We start from the raw sequence: 18,494 nt of genomic DNA, 5'->3' as shown, positions 1-18,494 counted from the left end.
ATTCCTCCGAGGCTGAAGACCTTTATCATGTTCTAACATCAATTACCCACTGGTCTTCATGTAGTAGCATTTTTCGTTCGTACAAGAGCTGGATATGTCTATTATAATATATTTTCTCCTAGAACTTACCGGCTGATTAAAAATATCACGGGAATTCACATTTCAAAACGCAACGGCTGACATGTGTAGGGAGCTGTACACCGTAAATGAAAAAGAGAGCCTATTCTTCAGGATTGTCTCCTCTCGAATAGGGCTCTCTTGTTGAAACATATATCTATTCCACTGATTTCAGCGCTTCAATCATATCAATCCGCTTCAGTTTGTAATGCATGGAGGCCATGACAATAGCCGAGAACAGCAGTGTCAGCAGTGCCGCATAGCCGTAACTGATTCCATGGATGGCGGGACTGAACATCATCGCGTCCACTTCCGCGGTCAGGAGCACGAACCGGTGCAGGAACACGCCTCCCAGACTGCCTGCTATGATCCCCAGCACGGTCAGAATCATATTTTCGCGATAAATGTACATGGTTACTTCCTTATCATAGAAGCCAAGCACCTTGATCGTTGACAGCTCCCGTATCCGCTCGGATACGTTAATATTCGTCAGATTGTACAGCACGACAAACGCGAGCGCCGCTGCAGATACAATCAGGACAACCACCACAACGTTCATGCTGTCCATCGTATCACTAAAGGCATTGCTTACTCCACTCGTGAAGCTGACCATCGCCACCCGTTCGCTTGCGGTTAACGTTTCTCCAAGCTGGTCCTCCCAGTCCGGATCGTGATTGTTGTTGTCATACGTCAGCAATTGACTGTTCACTTCCGGCGTCCCATCAAAAATCTCTTCGTAATACAGCGGCGTCATATAGACGTAGTGCATAGCATAGTTCTCCGTTATCCCGGCTACACGTATCTCAAAAGGATCGTTGTCGCTGTTCTGGACGGTGAAAGTACTGCCGATCGTGAGATCAAACAGCTTGGCGAGCTTCTCGGTAATGATCGCACCGTCATCCGTCAGTGACAGTGTCCGCTTCTGCCCACGGGATTTCAGGACGATAAAGGAATCGATCTCCTCTGGCGATTGCGGCACGAACAAACTCATATCCTGGGCGTTCACCCCGGAGGCGGTCGCGGTCATCGCCTCTTGCGTCACATTCAAAATCCCCGTAATCCCCGGCGTATCCGCAATGACCTTATTATAATCCTCCAGCATCCCGCTATCACCGTTATCATCTTGAAATACAACGGTCGCCTGATGCTGCATAATCTTTCCGTATTGCAGCGGCGCGATATCCCCGATGGAATCCTTGAGACCGAAACCGGTCAGAATCAGGGCCGTGCAGCCGGCAACGCCGCAAACGGTCATAAACATCCGCTGCTTGTAGCGGAACAGATTGCGGGCTGTAACTTTTCCAATAAATCCAAGTCGGTTCCACACCCAAGGCACTCGCTCCAGCCATATGCGGGATCCGTTCTTGGGCGCTCTGGGGCGCATCAGGACCGAAGCGCTGCTTCGAAGTTCCACCCGCGTCGCCACATAAGCCGTCATGGTCGTGCAGAGCACGGCCACGACGATCGAAATGATGCTGTAGCTGAGATAAAATCGGGTTCGCACATCCGGCAGATTATATAAAGCGCCGTAAGCATCATAGATAATGGCGGGAAACATGGTGAAGCCGATAGCCAGCCCGGCTGCTGAAGCCGCAACACTGGCCAGCGTCGAATAGACCAGGAATTTTTTCATCACATCCCCGTTGCTGTATCCGAGTGCTTTCAAGGTTCCGATCTGCAGCCGCTGCTCCTCAACCATCCGGGTCATCGTTGTCAGGCTGACAAGAGCGGCAATCAGAAAAAAGAATACCGGGAATGCCGTTGCAATGGAAGATAAGCGGTCCGCATTATCGCTATACTCGGTATACCCCGGATTGACGCTGCGGTCCATGACATAGACTTTGGGCAGCTTGAGCTGATCCAGCTCCTTCTGTCCCTCCGCCACTTCCTTCTCGCCATCCGCGATTTCCCGTTCAGCTTTTACTTTTTCATCATTAAATTTCTTTAGACCTTCCTGGTAATCGGCCTGCCCTTGGCTAAGTTCCGCTTTCGCATCCGCAAGCTTGGCTTCCCCTGCCTCGCTGGCAGCAGCAAGCTCCTTCTTCCCTTGCTTCAACGAAGCTTCACCCTGCACGAGCTGACGCTCGGCTTCCCGAAGCTTGGCCTCTCCTTCTTTCAGCTCTGCTCGGCTTGCATGCAGCTTCTGCTGAGCGTTATCCAGCTGCAGGGAAGATTCGTTTAAACCGCTCTGGAACGCAGAAGCAGCCTTTTGCAAAGCAGTGCCATCCAATGTGCCTTCCATGAAACCCGCAATAGCTGCTCCTAGTTTCGGATCGGCTGCCTGAGCCGCCGAGAGCAGTTCTTTCCCTTGCTCTTCCGGTATGCCCTCCGGATCTAAACCAGAGATTTGTTGCAACGCCTTCGCTAATTGCTGCCCTTGTGCCAGCTTTGGTGCAAGCTCCGACTTCTGTTGATCCAGTTGACTTTGACCCGTCTTAAGCTGGGATTGTCCTTGCTCCAACTGCTGCCGATTCCGCTTCAGTTCCGCTCTGCCTTGGGCAAGTTTTTTGGCCGCCGAATCCAGCTTGGCTTGCCCCTGGTCCAGCTCGGTTTGAAGCTTGTTGACGCCATCGCGGTAGGATTGCTCGCCTTCATTCAGCTTGACCTTCGCATCATTTAACTTCTGCTCCGCATCGGTCAGCTGTTTCTTGGCATCCTCGATTTTGTCCATGGCCTCATCCAGCTTCTTCTGACCGTTGACACGAATCTCTGTCAGCCGCTCCTGCGGCATGGTCTCCAGTGCCAGTTCTACCGCTTCCTTATGCCGTTTGATCTTCTCGTCATACTCAGTTGTATAGGGAGCTAATTCAGCGGTGTCTTGAAAGGTCAGGTAAGCTTCGGTATATACAGATAGTTTAAAGTCCTTCTCCGGTATAACGGCGAACACATCCGCCGTCCCCTTGCCGATTCTGCTCGTTCCCCGGCTCATGCTGCTGATATAAAGCGGACTCTTCGCCCTACCCACAACCGTGTAAGTGAGGTGGTCAAATGTCTCTCCCAAATCCACTTCCTGATCCGGATTGGTAAAGGTAATCTGATCCCCCAGTTTAAATTCGTTTCCTCGATCTCCCGCGTCGATGACGATTTCCCCTGCGGACTCCGGCATTCGGCCTTCTGTAAGCACGTATTGATTCAGATTATTTCCTGGGTCATAGGAGAGCACCTTCGCGATCCGCCCGCTGTCGCCGAGGAATACGTCTGCGCTATAGCCAGGTTGAACCTCGTCCACTCCTGGAACCAACTTCAGCTTCTCTATATCGGTTTGTTCGAGACCCAAGGTGGACTGAACCTTAAGATCCATCAGCTTAAAATCGCTATAGTAGTGATCCGCTGTATCCAGCATGTCAGGACCCGTGGCTTTGATCCCCGCAAAAAAACCGACACCGAGCATAATAATGGCAAAAATGGACAGAAACCGAGCTTTTGTCCGCGATATTTCCCGGAAAATATCAGTCCACAGCGCTCTTTTCTTCATAATATGTATCTCCCTACCACTCGATGTTGTCTACAGAAACGGGGGCCGGATTCAAAACCATGTTCCGAACCTTGGCATTGTTGATCTCGATGACCCGATCCGCCATCGGCGTCAGGGCAGAATTATGTGTAATGACAATAACCGTGGTTCCGGTATGGCGGCAGGTGTCTTGGAGCAGCTTCAGCACCTGCTTTCCCGTATGGTAATCAAGCGCACCCGTGGGTTCATCGCAGAGAAGCAGCTTCGGCTGCTTGGCGAGTGCTCTGGCAATCGCTACCCGCTGCTGTTCCCCGCCGGACAGCTGTGCCGGAAAATTGTTCAAACGATTACCCAGGCCTACATCCCGCAGTACTTGCTCCGCGTCCAAAGCCCGGGGAGAAATCTGCGAAGCGAGTTCCACATTTTCTTTTGTCGTCAGATTGGGAACCAGATTATAAAATTGAAACACAAATCCGACGTCATTGCGCCGATAGCCAGTCAACTCTTTGCTGTTAAACCTGGCAATATCCGTTCCATCCACGAGTACTTGTCCCTCATCCGCCGTATCCATGCCGCCCAATATATTCAGCACCGTGGATTTGCCTGCGCCGCTGGGACCGACAATGATTGCAAACTCGCCTTTTTCGATCTCCAGGTTGATTCCATCATTGGCTATAATGGTGGTCTCTCCCATTTGGTAGCGCTTATATTCATCCTTCATGCTCACAAAAGCCATGTTACTCCACTCCCAACTCATGGTTGCAATATCGGCTTGAATCGTTATGTAAACTTTTGTAACCCAAGGCGGCTTGTCCGGTGCCCCAACTGTAGGGCTGCTCACCGCTTGTACGAGTATGTCCTTCGGCATCGTACGGATACGTCCTGTGGCATGTGTCCTGGCCATTGTGCTATGCCTCGTATTTGTGCATTCTCTGTTGTTAGACTCCTTGTTTACTTGCGTTCATTCAATGAAATCGTCCTTTAAACCAGTGTAGCATAAACAAATCGGCCAAAGAAAACGCAGCATCCCCCGCGAAGGCAATGTCACAGAATGTTCCAAATTGGAAAAAACCCGAGCAGCACAAAAAAAACACTTCTTCACCTGGGAAGAAGCGCTTCTCTGGATTTATTGTCAATCGATATGTCCGGTCAACTCCGCTGCCGGGATATCCTTGCCCTCGACCCAATCCCTGAACGAAAAATCAAGCGCGCTGCCCTGAGCAAGCGAAGTCATGACTCTTCCTTCTTTGAAGGCGTACGAAAAGGTATGCAGCGTTCCGAACAAATCGTCGTAATCCGTAAAAAATAACGGGGACTTTCGGTCCTTAAACAAACCGAAAGCCTCGGTTTGAGTTAACTGTTCAGCATCCAAGCTATCGATATAACGTTTACGCCGAAGGGAATGCTCAATGGAAGACCTGTTTTTGCCCGTCAACGTTTCATAATGGTTAACGCAGGCGATCGCCGCCACCCCGCCCGCACGGGGAATCACTTGATCCGGGCTTGCTTCCACAACGGACATGTTCCCTCGTGCATCCCCTATCGAAAAGTTATAACAAGCCGCATGGGGAATATGGCGCAGCATATAAGACGCTTCTTCTACAGTACCGCATGATTCTAATATCATCCGAACACCGACCCATGGCGACAGGCCCGCCTCGTATCCGTCAAAGCTGACAAAATGCAGCCCGGCGGCAAGCCCATGTTCATTCACCCCGTCAAGCCTGCCTATTGCCTGCAAATTATAGCCTGCACTCGCTAAGCCTTCATCGGCTTGAGCCACAGTAAAATAACCATCGTAAAACGCAGGCGTAAAATCGTAATTTCTTACGTAATACGAAGCCGTGATTATCGCCGAGCACCCCATGGCCGCGATTTTCGGGACGTCGTATCCGCCAAGAAGCGCCGCGGCTTTCGGAAACGGCATTTCCAAGCCATCCGCCAGTCCTTCAAGCTCCGATAGCAGTTGCGGGGCAAACTCGTTGTAGATGCTCTTCAACTGTTCCGTATCGATCTCCGGTTTGGTGGCTGCTTCAAAAGCTTTTAATATCGGTTGATTTCGCAGGCTGCGACCCAGCTTAAGCCCGTTATGATAGTTATCTTCTCTAAGCTGCATGATGTGTACCGTGTAATCCGGCATTTTTACCCCTCCACCCCGGCGGTTTCCATATGGGAATATATCCCTTACCCGATTATAGATGCAATTCATCCATCTTCCAATAAAAAGCTCCGACCCGGCATGTTTATCCTTCGGACTATGATCCGTAATTTTCGTGCATCAGTAAGGGAAGAAAAACAGCAAACCTCTGCTGTTTCTTCCCTTATTATGACCAGATACTAAAAAATATTTTTGCATTGCCGATGTTATAGTTGAAACTTTATTCTAGGCCAATGCGTCATATTGTAGAGGAAAATAATAACAAAGCTAAATTTCAGGAGGTTGAGTGTGTGAAAAGAATATGGACTGCCTTGCTAGCAGCTATACTGTTAATCCCCATGACATTCCAATCGCAGGCACAGGCGGCAGTGAACATCAGCGTCTTGATTGACGGTGTCAAGCTGTATACGCCTCAAGCACCTATCATGATCCAAGGACGCGTCATGCTTCCGATGAGATCCATCTTCGAAGCCTTGGATGCATCGGTCAAGTGGAATCAAAAAACGAAAACCGTCACAGCGACCAAAAATGGCACAACCGTCATTCTAAAAATCAACTCCAAGACGGCCACCATCAATAACAAGACGGTAGCGCTGGATGTTCCGGCGAAAAACTTAAAAGGAAATACCATGGTGCCAGTACGCTTCGTAAGTGAAGCCCTCGGCCAAAAAATCGGCTGGAATTCCAAAACGAAAACGGTCACCGTCAAAACAACGAACAATTCAGGCGGCGGCGGAAATAATACCGGTATCGTACCGGTGAATTATGTGACCCTTCGGGACATCGGCAACGCCGGCGACGGCCGCGATCTGCAGGTCAGCTTCTCCAAATCGTCGACCGAATCATTAATTTCGCATTACCGCGTGATGATTGTGAAGCAGTCCAAGACGTTAAACCAATCAGAGGCACAGCGCGTGTCCTCCGCAGCTTACACAACGGTGTACCCGTCCGGCTCGGATCAGACTCTAACCCTCACGTCGGGTTCAAGGGACGTAGATAATGATCTTATCCGTGATAATCAGTCTTATAAAGCTTACGTATTGGCAGTTAGCAAAACAGGCGGCACATATGCCCTTTCCTCGGCTTCGCCGTCGTTGACGCTGACCAACACCAATTCGGTGAACGGAGCAACCAACGTGAAGGCAAGCGATGTGAGCGACTACGGCGATGGCCGTGATCTGCAGGTCAGCTTCACGCGTGCCCAGAACGAGAGCAATGTAACCAACTATCGCGTATTTGCGGTAAAAACGAAGGATGTTGCCAACTTTAATCTGGCGGCAGCTAAATCCGTCCCAAGTCAGAATTATACGACGGTGAGCAAAACCAGTACGACGAATACAACGCTGTCCACGACGCTGAGTTCCTCTGCTCGTGATACTTCAAATGAGCTCATCCGCAGCGGTATCGCTTACACTGTGTTTGTCCTATCTGTCAGCAGCAACGAGAGTGTGCTTGCAAGCAACCTGTCTTCAGGTTCGTCTTCCATCACGCTCAACACGGGAACCGCAACGGTTCCATCCATTACGCAGGTGACGGATATCAGCGATCATGGTGATGGCCGCGATCTTCGCGTAAGCTTTAACAAGGTATCCAACGAATCCAACATTCACTCTTATCGCGTGTTTGTCGTAAAGGACAGCAATTATAACAGTTTCAACTTAAGCAAAGCCAATACGGCCTCCAACTACAACTACTATACTCATGTCAACAAAACCGGGAATAACATCAACAACTTGACGCTGTCATCGAGTGCTAAAGATGTAGATGGAGCAACGATTCGTAACGGTGTGTACTATCGCGTATTCGTCATGGCCGTGGACAACAGTAACTCCAATAACAACGTGCTGTCCGCTCCATCGAACTCCATCATCTTGAGTTCCAGCACCAATCTGGGCGCAGTCACCAATCTGTCCGTCACTGACGTGAACAACTACAATGACGGACGCGACCTGCAGGTGTCATTCACCCAGCCGTCTGATCGTTCTAACATCAGCTATTACCAGGTATTCGTTGTAAAATCATCTGATAGTTATTTTGATCTGAATAGAGCCACTAACTTAAACAACAGCTATAATTACACTCAAATCAATAAGAACAACAGCAGCAACTACATTACTCAAACCCTGAATTCCAACAGCCGTGATATCGATGGAGAGCTGATTCGCAATGGTATCAGCTATCGTGTATATGTCCTGTCCGTAGGATATTCGGGCAATAACAATGCATTATCCAATTACTCATCGATTACGCTTGGAAACAACAATCAGGGCAATGTAAACCCTGTTTCCACGCCAACCTTGTCCATTGTCGGCAATAATGGTAACGGAAGCGACCTTAAAGTCGCCTTCAATCCTGCTAATGGCGAAAACTTCATAGACCATTACCGGATTCTCGTTGTGAAGTCATCCAAGAGCCTGAGCGTATCGCAAGCTTATGATAACGGGAATTATACCACGGTTAACAAAACCGGCAGAACTATCTCTCGGGATTTAGCAAACACGACCCGGGATAGCGACGGGGAACTCATTCAAAGAGGTTCAAGCTACCGGGTGTATGTCTTGTCGGTAGGCTACTCGAATTACGGCAGAGCACTTTCATCCGTCTCTAATGCCGTTACAATTCAAGGTGTGACGGAAGTTGGTAAGGTTACGAACGTTACGGCAGCTGATGTGAGCGATAATAATAACGCAAGCGACTTGAAAGTATCGTTTACCAAGGCTGCAAATGAAACCAACATTAAGGAATATCGGATCATGGTTGTGAAGCAAGCTAACGCTGGTAACTTTAATGTAGCTCAAGCTAACAATGTATCTTACTTCGACAGAGTACCGATCGGCTCCAATTTTGAGGACGTTCTGAGACCTGGAACAAGAGATGTTAACAATGAGACAATTCGCAATTTGGTGGATTATCAAGTATTCGTATTGTCCGTAAGCAACAATGGTTCAATAAGCAATGCCCTGTCGGCACCATCTGCACCGATTAAGCTTACGGGTAGCGCTGTAACGGTTCCTTCTGATGTATATGCCGGGATTGAAAGCACCAACGGGAACAGCAGTGACATTGTAGTCAAATTCAATCCTTCATCAGGAAGTGTTAAACAATATCGAATCATGGTTGTGCCGGCTAACCAAAGTTTTGGATTAGACGATGCCAACAAAATCACCAAGGAACAATTGTACACGAAGGTAGAACCATCTCCTAACAGAATCGAGCACAAATTGTCCGCAGGTTTAGCGGACGTCAACGGTGCAGCTATCGTAACTGGTACTAAATATAGGGTTTACATCCTTGCTGTTGCTGATGGAACCATTTCTACCAACAACAGCATCTCCAATTCTTCTGCGGAGTTTGAAATTCTGAACCATATCCAAACAACGGGTGTTGCAGCCAAGCTGGATGCAAGCGGGAAGCTTCAAGTCGATTTCAAGAAGGCGATCGATGAGCGCAACATTACGGCATACCGCCTGTTGTTTGTAGAGAAAAATAGCATCAAGGCCTTCGATCTGAAAACAGCGACGGAAGCTGATGCCAAAGTCAATACCAATGTAACAATAAAACCCGATGGCAAAGATATCTCGACTTTGATTGATATCCCTGCTAAAGATGCCTTCGGAAAAGACATACAAGACAATACGGAATACGCCGTTTATGTCTTGTCCGTACTGTCCAAAGATAAGAAAATCGCTTCGAGTGCTCAATCCGCAACACCTTTATCCGAAGCATCCAAAACGCTTGTTTTAATTAAAAAACCTTAGTAGAAGGTAGCTATCAACATTCTGTAACATAAAAGCTGTTGCTCCTGTCAAATCTGACAGGAGCAACAGCTTTTTTATCCCCTTCGACCATCAAACCTCTTTCTGAAAACTAGAGCAGCTTATAACTAATTTCCACATGATTTTATGACGAATTATCCGGATACTTCCAAATGGGAAAATATGATAATTTATAAATTAGAAAGCGATTTCAATAAAATACCCGTTTTGAGACGGATACCCAGAGCGATATCGATCAAACATTCAACAATGTGTATAACACCTTTATCGCCAGAGGAATTCCCGTCATCCTGGGTGAATATGGACTGCTCGGCTTCGATCAGAGCACGGGAGTGATTGAGCAGGGGGAGAAACTGAAGTTCTTTGAATATCTAACCTATTATCTCAAACAGAAAAACATTACCCATATGTTGTGGGACAACGGCCAGCACTTTAAGCGAACCGCTTTTACCTGGTCCGATCCGGAACTGTACAACATCATGAAGGCGGGTTGGAGCGGGCGCTCATCGACCGCTGACACCGACCTGATCTTTTTAAAAAAGGGAGCTGCCCCCCAGGATAAAAGCATACCTTTGAACTTAAACGGCAACACGTTAACCGAAGTCCGCACAAACGGACAGCTGCTCGTCGCCGGGCAGGATTATACGCTTAACGGAAATACGATCACGTTTACATCCAGCCTGCTGACCAGGCTGACTTCATCCGGCCAATTCGGCGTGAATGCTGTATTGGCGGCCAAATTCAACCGCGGTGCGGACTGGAATTTCAAGGTCATCCTCCATGATAAGCCTGTGCTGCGTAACACGCAGGGAACTACTGATTCGTTCAGCATTCCAACGACATTCAACGGAGATCAGCTAGCCACGATGGAGGCGGTATATGCAACGGGGGGCAGTGCAGGACCACAGGACTGGACCTCCTTCAAAGAGTTTGAGTATACGTTCTCCCCTTCCAACTCGGCCGGTGAAATCAAGCTCAAGCCTACCTTTTTTAATGAGGTCAGAGATGGAGAAGTGATTCTCAAGTTCCATTTCTGGAGCGGTGAGGTCATCACCTACAATCTTACAAAGAGCGGAAGCAGCGTGACCGGTATTGCCTCTTAGGACACCTTATATCATTAACGGCCTGCAGGGAACCTTTCCCGCAGGCCGTTTTGCACTCACCACCCCTACGACCTACGACGGCAGATGAGCAGCTGCATAATACTATTTGGTTCCTAATTGTTCAGCTGTGGAATGAACAAAAGCCCAAGTGACATCACTTGAGCTTTCATCTGTTTAGGCTTGAGGCATATCTCGCTCAGCCAGAAACTTATCGATAATGGCCGAGATAACATTCATGCTGACAGGCTTGCTTACATACTCGTCCATGCCCATCCCTAAATATTTCTCGCGATCGCCCTTTATCGCATGGGCCGTGACGGCCACGATATAAGGCTCTTTTTCGGATGATGCCGATTCTTTTATGACGCGGACCGCTTCCGTTCCATCCATGAAGGGCATCTGAATGTCCATGAATACGATGTCATACGAATGACGCTCGAAGGCTTCAACCGCCTCAAGTCCATTCTGGACGGTGGTCGAATTGTATCCCAGCTTCTCAATCATCTTCTTGAGGACTAATTGATTCACTTCATTGTCCTCGGCAATCAAAATTTTCAGATCGTTTCCTATGGAGTGATTCTCGAGAACGGCCCCATTCTCCTGTTTATTTCCAGCATTCGACTTAAACGAAAAATCAACCGTAAACGTAAAGACAGACCCTGGCTGGTTCTGATTCTTCTCATACCAGATATCTCCGCCCATCAACTGAACGAGTTTTTTGCAGATCGCCAGCCCCAGCCCCGTCCCTTCCACCTTGCGGGTCATATAATGGTCCACTTGGTAAAAGGGTTCAAATAACTGAGCAACCTTCTCACTCGGCACGCCAAGACCCGTATCCATAACGGAGAATTGGATACGGGCCGAGTTCCCCTGGTTCTCGACACACTGCACAGAGATGGAGACGGCGCCATTAGGCGTAAATTTAATGGCATTACTAAGCAGGTTCATTAAGACCTGCCTCAGCTTCGTCACATCCCCGTAAACCTGACTCGGAACATCCGAAGCTACGGATGTGGTTACCTCGATATTCTTCTCCAGCGCCTTCGGAAGAATCAGGTTCAATGTTTCGGACAAAGCCGTTCTCAGATTAAATGTTTCCTCCACCAGCTCCGTTCTGCCCGATTCGATTTTGGAGAAGTCTAAAATATCATTGATGATGTTCAGAAGGGTTGTCCCGCTTTTCTTAATGATCTGTACATAGTCCCGCTGCTCTTCATCAAGCTCCGTCTCAAGGATCAGGTCCGTCATCCCGATAACACCATTCATCGGCGTACGGATCTCATGGCTCATCATCGCCAGAAACTCGCTCTTGGCTTTATTTGTCTTCTCGGCTGCTTCCTTCTCGATGATGAGCCTCTTCTGCTCCGTCATGTCCTTGGCAATGATGTAAAAACCGACATTCTTGTTATGAATGACAATGGGTGCCAGTGTAGCGAGCACTTCAACCGTATGTCCGTCTTTGTGATGGATGACGTTAATGCCCTTCTCGACAGCAACATAATCAGCTGAAGCAGAAAGTACGCGGGTAAGATTACGTTCACCGATCAAATTCGAGATCTTGGTTCCAATTAATTCCGGAATCTTATAACCAGTCAGCTGCTCTGCCATCTGGTTCCCGTTAATGATCCTCCCCTCCAGATTGAAGGAGATGATCGCATCATGGTTATACTTCTTCAGCGAAGTGTAGCGTTCAATACTCTCTTGGAGCTTTCGCTCGGCTATCTTGCTCTGGGTAATATCAACAATTTGCGAAATGAAAAATAAAGGGGTTTGATCCTTTTCGTCACGAACCAGAGAAACATGCATCGATGCCCAGATGCCATGGCCGTCTCTATGTACGAATTGTTTTTCCACCGCAATAGTTGAGGACGACTCGTCCAAAGACTGATACAATTTATCTTTATTGTTAGTGCAATCAGAATAAATATAATCGGTTGCCGGCTGTGACATCAATTCTTCTTCCGTGAAGCCAAACATTTTGCAAGCCGCAGGATTTACGCTGATCCAATTTCCTTCTATCGAAACCAGGGCAATGCCAATTGGAGCACTTTTGTAGACATGTTCAAACAAAGCCTGATGGCCAAAAATGTTGATATCACTCATACTCTGCACCTCCTGATACCGATTATTATACATCAGCATCTTCGAAATGGGGCTTTTTCAGAGTATTTTTATACTGCTAATCATTAGCAACGTCATCATCGGTAAACCAAAGAGTAGACGTCTTCCCCTGCATACCGAAAACCCCACCATATTACCAAGCAATTCGCTGCCGCTCACGGAAATACTCCCCGCTCGGTCCATCATCCTCCATCGTCGCCAGCCATACAGCCGTATCAGCCCCTTCGGCAACGGTTAGCGGAGCGTCCGCACCGCCCATGTCGGTCTGAACCCGGCCCGGGCAAACCGCGTTTACCTTTATCCCGGTACCGGCTACGTCCTGCGACACGAGACAGGTTAACGCATTCAGCATCGTTTTGGAGATACGATAGGCCGAGGATGACCCTTTTAAACCGTAACCATCCTGCATTATTTCGAAAGCGCCAAGACCGGAAGAGATGTTTACGATGCGCCCGTAATGATGCAGCTTCATCAAAGGAATCGCCGCCTGCGTCATACGCAAAACACCAAAAAAATTCGTTTCCAACGTTGCGCGCACGACCGACTCCTCTACATCCAGCACAGAAACCCCCCGGTCCAAAATCACTCCGGCATTGTTCACCAGCACGTCCAGGCGGCCGTAGTCTGACTGTATTCTCTCCATCATCCGTGCCACATCGTTGATTTCATGGACATCCGCCACGTACAGCTTCACAAGGAGCCCATCCGCAAGCAATTCCTGGACAGCCAGCCTCCCCTTCTCTTCGTCCCGGGATGTAATGATCACCTGAAGTCCATTGGCAGCAAGCTGTCTTGCAATCTCTTTTCCAATTCCGCGGTTGCCCCCTGTCACGATAGCCACTCGCTTCACTTCCTGTCCATCAACCTTGTCATTACACCGATCCCCCTTGTCTAAAATAACTTCCCATGCCGTAATGTTCTCCTGCAAATGGATTTCCTCCTGCTTTAGAAGTTCGATCTGCAGCTGGATTTCATCCAGCTTCCGTTTACCTACCTCAACCGCATTCGGGAGACATTCGATTGTGGGCTGCTCATCAAACGCACATTGGAAAAAGCTCATAATCTCCTTCACCGTCAATCCCAGGCTAAAATACATCTGGATCAACCGAACCCGCTCGATATCCGTCTCCCTATATTCACGATAGCCATTATCATGACGGTCCGGAGACAATAGCTCCTTCTCCTCGTAATAACGCAAAGAACGCAAACTTACGCCCGTTTTACGTGACAATTCACTAATATGCACACGCAGCAGCTCCTTTTCATTCGGTTAACCGCATTGTAAACCATCACATCATGTGAAGGTCAATCCGGAATTCCACAAGCACATAAGAAAAACGTCTATCGACGTACTCTCAAAGAAGACAGACCGCGTTTAGATGTTGTTTTTCTTGCGATATCAGGTAGGCCATGCTTCGAAGTTTATACTTTCTGATATCTAAAAAAAAGAACAGAGCGTAAGTCTGTAATGACTGCTCTGCCCTTTACCCGGGACCTGACGATTCGTTCAGGTTATTCTACTCAGTACATGATGCACTCCATTATCTCAAGTAGTCCATGGCATAAACATAATCTTTTGCCCATTCGGAAAAGGTTAGCTGCGGATCCCAAGTGACTGCACCAATCGCTTTGGCACATCCCCAATCCAATATACGCTGATGGAGCATATGCACCCTAAATCGATCAACAAAGCCTTCCTTTTTTGCAGAGCCCTGTAAGTACATCTGTATAAAATGCCGCGCTACTTCCTGTTCCTCGAAATCCCAATACATAATCACCATCTTAGGCAAATCCGCTGTTCCATCCCCAAAATATCCGGTTGTAAAATCAAAAATGCCGCTGATTCGCCACTCCTGACAAGCCGTATCATACGCTACCAGCATATTCTCTGCTTTGAAATCCCCCATAACAAAAGTGGGTGAGCAATGCTTATCGAACTCATCCGCCGAGTCACGCAGCACCTCTTCTACCCATTCCGTATCGGTTGGAGTGATCTGGGAATATTGTTTGGCATCCTCCAACCAAAACCGAATTCGCTGGTAGAGCCACTCTTTATAAGATCCCTCAAACGGGCGAATCCTTTGCGTTTGCGGGTCGAGCTCGCCATACTGATCCACTTTCCAGCCGTGCATTTCATTTAAAATGTTAGCTGCTGAAGAGGCAATATCTATTCGATCCGCTGCACCAAGCCCTGCTCTAAGTTGTGGTTCATTCATATGTACGCCATGAAGACGAGGCATGATCGCGTAGCTCCAGCCGAATATATCGATGGATTCATCTAACAGATATGGGGCCGATAAAGGCAGTGATGTATACTCTTGCAAACAGTCCGTATAAAATTTCTCTTCAGCCAACTGCCCTTCATAAAGGGGATTTCCCTTCAATACATAGCTTCCTTGGCTCGAGTTAATGAACAACGTCTGATTTCCTACTCCCTCAGACGTTTTCTCAGCTGAAATGAGGTTCCCTAGATGGTGTCTGTTCAGCATAACTTGAAGCTGCTCATCCGTTACATGACCGATGGAGTTGGTTGAGAAAAGGATCTCTGTTGTCAATTAAAGCACCTCCTTAAAAATTTTCGCTTCTGCGCCTTACCAGGCATATATTTATCCACAAAAAATCCTATCATCAGATGATCCCAAACAGCTTCGGTAGCCTTATTACGGTTGCTATATAAGAATTCGATACACGGCGAATAATGCCCTCTACATCAATAGAAAACGCCTCTGTGTCATCAAACATCAGAGGCGTTTTCGCTCATTCATCGATTATTCGATTCTATGATACATAACGGCCTATCGCCGCTTGATACACACTCTTAGGCCGAAGTCCAATAAGTTTGTCTGCCGGTTCTCCGTTATGAAACACAATCACCGTCGGCATGGACATGATGCCGAATTGAGCGGCAAGCTCCGGAGATTCGTCACAATCCACCTGATAGACATCCAGGCGACCCGCTTCTTCCTGACTCAGCTCATCCAGGATGGGAAGCAGCACTTTGCACGGCGGGCACCATTTGGCTCCAAATTCAACAAGAGTGACTCCATTCTGTTTAATCGCACTTTGAAAGCTGGCTGCATCTATTCGTGATAAACTCATTTGCATTCCTCCGCTTCTTCCGATTCTCGTTCATCCAGAATCGATTGCATGCGTTCCTCCAGATTCATCTTGATATGATTCAGCTGGTGAATTTGCGCCTCGATCTCGGCAATTTTTTGACGAAAAATCGGGAACACCTCCGCGCAAAACGCCTCTTTATTTTTCAAGACGCAATGCAGGAAACCGGCGATCTGCTCGGTGGACAACCCCAGATTCAAATACAACTGGATAGTACGCACCTGTTCTTCTGCGAGACTCGAATACTCCCGGTATCCGTTCTCGTTGCGAACCGGCATAAGCAATCCTTGCTGTTCGTAGTATCGAAGCGAACGGATGCTGACTCCGGTACGGGCTGCAAGTTCTCCGATTTTCATGCTTCTACGCCTCCTAGATGAACGATTCGATTTCATTGTAAACCCTGACACTAGTGTCAGGGTCAAGCGAATTCTGCGAATATTTTAAAAGTGAACGTATTAGAAACGACGGAGATTTCCATCGAATGTTATTTTCTTTTCTTGGATTTGCCTTTGGAGCTTGTAGAAAGTTTGGGCCAACGACTTGACGGCACATGCTGGAGCATCGTATGGAATACAGTTCCCCACTGCTCTTCGTTCAGCCTACCGATGGGGAGCTCTCGATCCACCCCCAGCAATCGGACCAGCTTCGTAATCTGGGGAGGTGTGAATACGCCCGCTAGGGCCACGAATAACGGCAGTCTCGAGTCCCGCAATCCGTAGGCTGCCAGCGCTATAAACCTCGGCTGATGCTGCGCGGCAATGAGCGGCTTCTTCCTCCGGTTGATAGCTAGAATAGCGGAATCCACTTTGGGAGGCGGCGCAAAATGCTGAGGCGATATGGTTCGCACGAGCCGAATGTCGTAATGCATCCTCCAGCTTAAGATACGCGGATCTTGAACAGGAACTGCCGTAAAACGTTTGGCTGCACCCTTTTCCACAAGCAGCACGGCTCGCTGCAGCGGCACGCCGGGATGATCCAGCAGCCTCACCATGATCGGCGTGGTGATCGAATACGGAATATTCGCCACGACGGCAAACGGATTTTTCGGAAGTGGAACCTCCAGGAAATCAGACTGCTTGACGCGAATGTTGCTTCCATCTTTTATCTTGCTGAACAGTTTATCCACAAACGCCGGATCTGTCTCGATCGCGAGCACATGTGCCGCCTTCTCTGCCAGCGGAAAGGTTAATGCCCCTGTCCCTGCTCCGATATCGAGAACGGTATCGGTGGATCGGATCTGGGCCAAATCGATCATATCATGAATCAGCCGTTTGCTGATTAATAAATGCTGCGCGGAAAAGTTAGACGGTTTCTTCAGCTTTTCCCGATGATTTTTATTATTTTTGGACACAAAAAAGCACCTCATTCATTCGTATAGTAATGAAAAAGGCACAGCACAAATAATCCTTCGCATTTTTACATGAAAATGGATGGATTTAGATGTTCTGTACCTTCATTAACGAATACGTATGAATGCGATGCAACACATGTTAGGACAATCCTCCCTTAGATGAAACGGATAAAATAACAACAACAGTATATCATAGGCATTCCCCTGCTTCACGGGTACATTCTTTTAAAAAGATTTTTTACCGCCGGTTCATGCGCTGGGTATGGTATGTTGAGGAAGATAGGGTTCAATGGTTCCGAATCCTAATGAATATCAGTAAACCGGCATACTAGAAGGAGCATACCGATATGGAAATCTATTTCACGAATGAAGTCATAGCGTCAAAGAGCGAGGATAAAAATTATGTGAGAAATCAATTGATTGCGTATAATCTCAAGCACTTCCCAGACGACTTAAAAGGCCGATATCAGGAAATCAATTTATTGTTGAGGAATGCGGACGGTCAGATTTTGGGTGGGATTGTGGGGGAAATATGCTGGAACTGGCTGGAGATCCACTACTTATTCGTGGATGAACCATACCGTAAATCGGGGTACGGAGCCAAGCTGTTGAACGAGGCGGAAAAAATAGCGATAGAGAAACAATGCGAGTTCGCAAAGTTGGATACACTTAGCTTTCAAGCCTTGGATTTTTACATCAAGCAGGGTTATGAGGTATATGGCAAGATCGAGAATGCCGGACGGCATACGCATTACTATTTGAAAAAGGAACTTTAAAAGAAGGCAGTAAAACCGCCTTCTCTGGTGTTCCATCTCAGCTCTCCACCGACTTCTTCCCTTTTGATTTGCTGTTTGCCTTTTGCAGGTTTTGCTCGACTCGATATTGAACGATTCGGCGTATCAGGTCATAGGGCAAAGGCTTATCGATGGGAAATTGCAAGGTACCTTTGGACTTATGATATTCCTTTAACTCATCTTGGAACGCCTCAATACCGCTAGGGGCCGGGTAAAAACCGATATGCTTCTTAAATGCCGCAAAATGCACCAAATTTCCGTGAAAATCGAAGGTCGGCATCTGATAGCTGATTTTTTCCTTCGCTTCCGGTGCCATCTCCTTGATCACTTGTCTTAATGTCTGGAGAATGCTTTGAACTTCGGGAGTGCAGCTTGAAATATATTCGTCGATCGACCCGTAAACGATTTTATCCTCTTTCATGAAATAACGTCCCTTTTGCACCTAGAATAAAAAGTGGACACCTCTTAAACTTGTAGTAATAATAAACCTACTAAGACAAACG

General features: G+C 47.8%; 12 protein-coding genes and 1 pseudogene. 3 read left to right on the top strand and 10 right to left on the bottom strand.

The annotated features are described in order from the left end of the window. Positions 1-274: 274 nt before the first annotated feature. The 3 genes from CRG97_RS07065 to CRG97_RS07055 form a co-directional block, all read right to left on the bottom strand. Complete coding sequence (locus CRG97_RS07065; RefSeq protein ID WP_237566325.1) at positions 275-3,592, bottom strand: ABC transporter permease; 3,318 nt, start codon at positions 3,590-3,592, stop codon at positions 275-277. Positions 3,593-3,605: 13 nt separating this feature from the next. After that, complete coding sequence (locus tag CRG97_RS07060; protein WP_098742561.1) at positions 3,606-4,307, bottom strand: ABC transporter ATP-binding protein; 702 nt, start codon at positions 4,305-4,307, stop codon at positions 3,606-3,608. A 396-nt stretch (positions 4,308-4,703) separates the two neighbouring features. Continuing rightward, positions 4,704-5,711 carry a C45 family autoproteolytic acyltransferase/hydrolase gene (locus CRG97_RS07055; protein WP_098742406.1) on the bottom strand — a complete coding sequence of 336 codons (1,008 nt, stop codon included), beginning with the start codon at positions 5,709-5,711 and terminating at the stop codon, positions 4,704-4,706. Positions 5,712-6,019: 308 nt separating this feature from the next. Here CRG97_RS07055 and CRG97_RS07050 point away from each other — a divergent pair, with 308 nt between their 5' ends. Then, positions 6,020-9,487: a copper amine oxidase N-terminal domain-containing protein gene (locus tag CRG97_RS07050; RefSeq protein ID WP_098742405.1), complete on the top strand. Its 3,468-nt coding sequence runs from the start codon at positions 6,020-6,022 to the stop codon at positions 9,485-9,487. A 218-nt stretch (positions 9,488-9,705) separates the two neighbouring features. Beyond that, positions 9,706-10,608, top strand: a pseudogene (locus tag CRG97_RS07045) (X2-like carbohydrate binding domain-containing protein); the annotation flags it as partial. Between the two features lie 174 nt (positions 10,609-10,782). Here the strand turns inward: CRG97_RS07045 and CRG97_RS07040 are convergent. From CRG97_RS07040 to erm, 6 genes are all read right to left on the bottom strand, one after another. Further along, on the bottom strand, positions 10,783-12,711 hold the full coding sequence (locus CRG97_RS07040; RefSeq protein WP_098742404.1) for a PAS domain S-box protein: 1,929 nt from the start codon (positions 12,709-12,711) through the stop codon (positions 10,783-10,785). Between the two features lie 151 nt (positions 12,712-12,862). Then, positions 12,863-13,975 carry an SDR family NAD(P)-dependent oxidoreductase gene (locus tag CRG97_RS07035; RefSeq protein WP_237566324.1) on the bottom strand — a complete coding sequence of 371 codons (1,113 nt, stop codon included), beginning with the start codon at positions 13,973-13,975 and terminating at the stop codon, positions 12,863-12,865. Positions 13,976-14,270: 295 nt separating this feature from the next. Then, positions 14,271-15,284 carry a phosphotransferase family protein gene (locus CRG97_RS07025; RefSeq protein WP_098742403.1) on the bottom strand — a complete coding sequence of 338 codons (1,014 nt, stop codon included), beginning with the start codon at positions 15,282-15,284 and terminating at the stop codon, positions 14,271-14,273. Positions 15,285-15,507: 223 nt separating this feature from the next. Then, a complete protein-coding gene (locus CRG97_RS07020; protein WP_098742402.1) occupies positions 15,508-15,828 on the bottom strand; it encodes a thioredoxin family protein in 321 nt (106 codons plus the stop codon). Further along, positions 15,825-16,202, bottom strand: coding sequence for a MerR family transcriptional regulator (locus CRG97_RS07015; RefSeq protein ID WP_076322957.1), 378 nt, complete (start codon positions 16,200-16,202; stop codon positions 15,825-15,827). Before CRG97_RS07015 ends, CRG97_RS07020 begins: the two co-directional genes overlap by 4 nt. 128 nt (positions 16,203-16,330) lie before the next feature. Next, positions 16,331-17,197 carry a 23S ribosomal RNA methyltransferase Erm gene (gene erm, locus CRG97_RS07010; RefSeq protein WP_202618881.1) on the bottom strand — a complete coding sequence of 289 codons (867 nt, stop codon included), beginning with the start codon at positions 17,195-17,197 and terminating at the stop codon, positions 16,331-16,333. A 347-nt stretch (positions 17,198-17,544) separates the two neighbouring features. Between erm and CRG97_RS07005 the strand changes: the two genes are divergently transcribed. Continuing rightward, positions 17,545-17,973 (top strand): GNAT family N-acetyltransferase, encoded by a 429-nt coding sequence (locus CRG97_RS07005; protein ID WP_098742400.1) that lies wholly within the window; start codon positions 17,545-17,547, stop codon positions 17,971-17,973. Between the two features lie 37 nt (positions 17,974-18,010). Here the strand turns inward: CRG97_RS07005 and CRG97_RS07000 are convergent, their stop codons facing one another. Beyond that, positions 18,011-18,412, bottom strand: coding sequence for an iron chaperone (locus tag CRG97_RS07000; protein WP_098742399.1), 402 nt, complete (start codon positions 18,410-18,412; stop codon positions 18,011-18,013). Positions 18,413-18,494 lie beyond the last annotated feature (82 nt).

This window comes from Paenibacillus sp. EZ-K15, from assembly GCF_002573715.1.
Lineage (GTDB): Bacteria > Bacillota > Bacilli > Paenibacillales > Paenibacillaceae > Paenibacillus_AQ.
This window is presented reverse-complemented; position numbering and strand designations above follow the sequence as displayed.

Excerpts from the sequence above, each read along its gene's own strand:
- CRG97_RS07000 (WP_098742399.1), bottom strand. The coding sequence starts at position 18,412 with ATGAAAGAGGATAAAATCGTTTACGGGTCGATCGACGAATATATTTCA.
- CRG97_RS07015 (WP_076322957.1), bottom strand. The coding sequence starts at position 16,202 with ATGAAAATCGGAGAACTTGCAGCCCGTACCGGAGTCAGCATCCGTTCG.
- CRG97_RS07060 (WP_098742561.1), bottom strand. The coding sequence starts at position 4,307 with ATGGCTTTTGTGAGCATGAAGGATGAATATAAGCGCTACCAAATGGGA.
- CRG97_RS07020 (WP_098742402.1), bottom strand. The coding sequence starts at position 15,828 with ATGAGTTTATCACGAATAGATGCAGCCAGCTTTCAAAGTGCGATTAAA.
- CRG97_RS07065 (WP_237566325.1), bottom strand. The coding sequence starts at position 3,592 with ATGAAGAAAAGAGCGCTGTGGACTGATATTTTCCGGGAAATATCGCGG.
- CRG97_RS07005 (WP_098742400.1), top strand. The coding sequence starts at position 17,545 with ATGGAAATCTATTTCACGAATGAAGTCATAGCGTCAAAGAGCGAGGAT.
- CRG97_RS07055 (WP_098742406.1), bottom strand. The coding sequence starts at position 5,711 with ATGCCGGATTACACGGTACACATCATGCAGCTTAGAGAAGATAACTAT.
- CRG97_RS07040 (WP_098742404.1), bottom strand. The coding sequence starts at position 12,711 with ATGAGTGATATCAACATTTTTGGCCATCAGGCTTTGTTTGAACATGTC.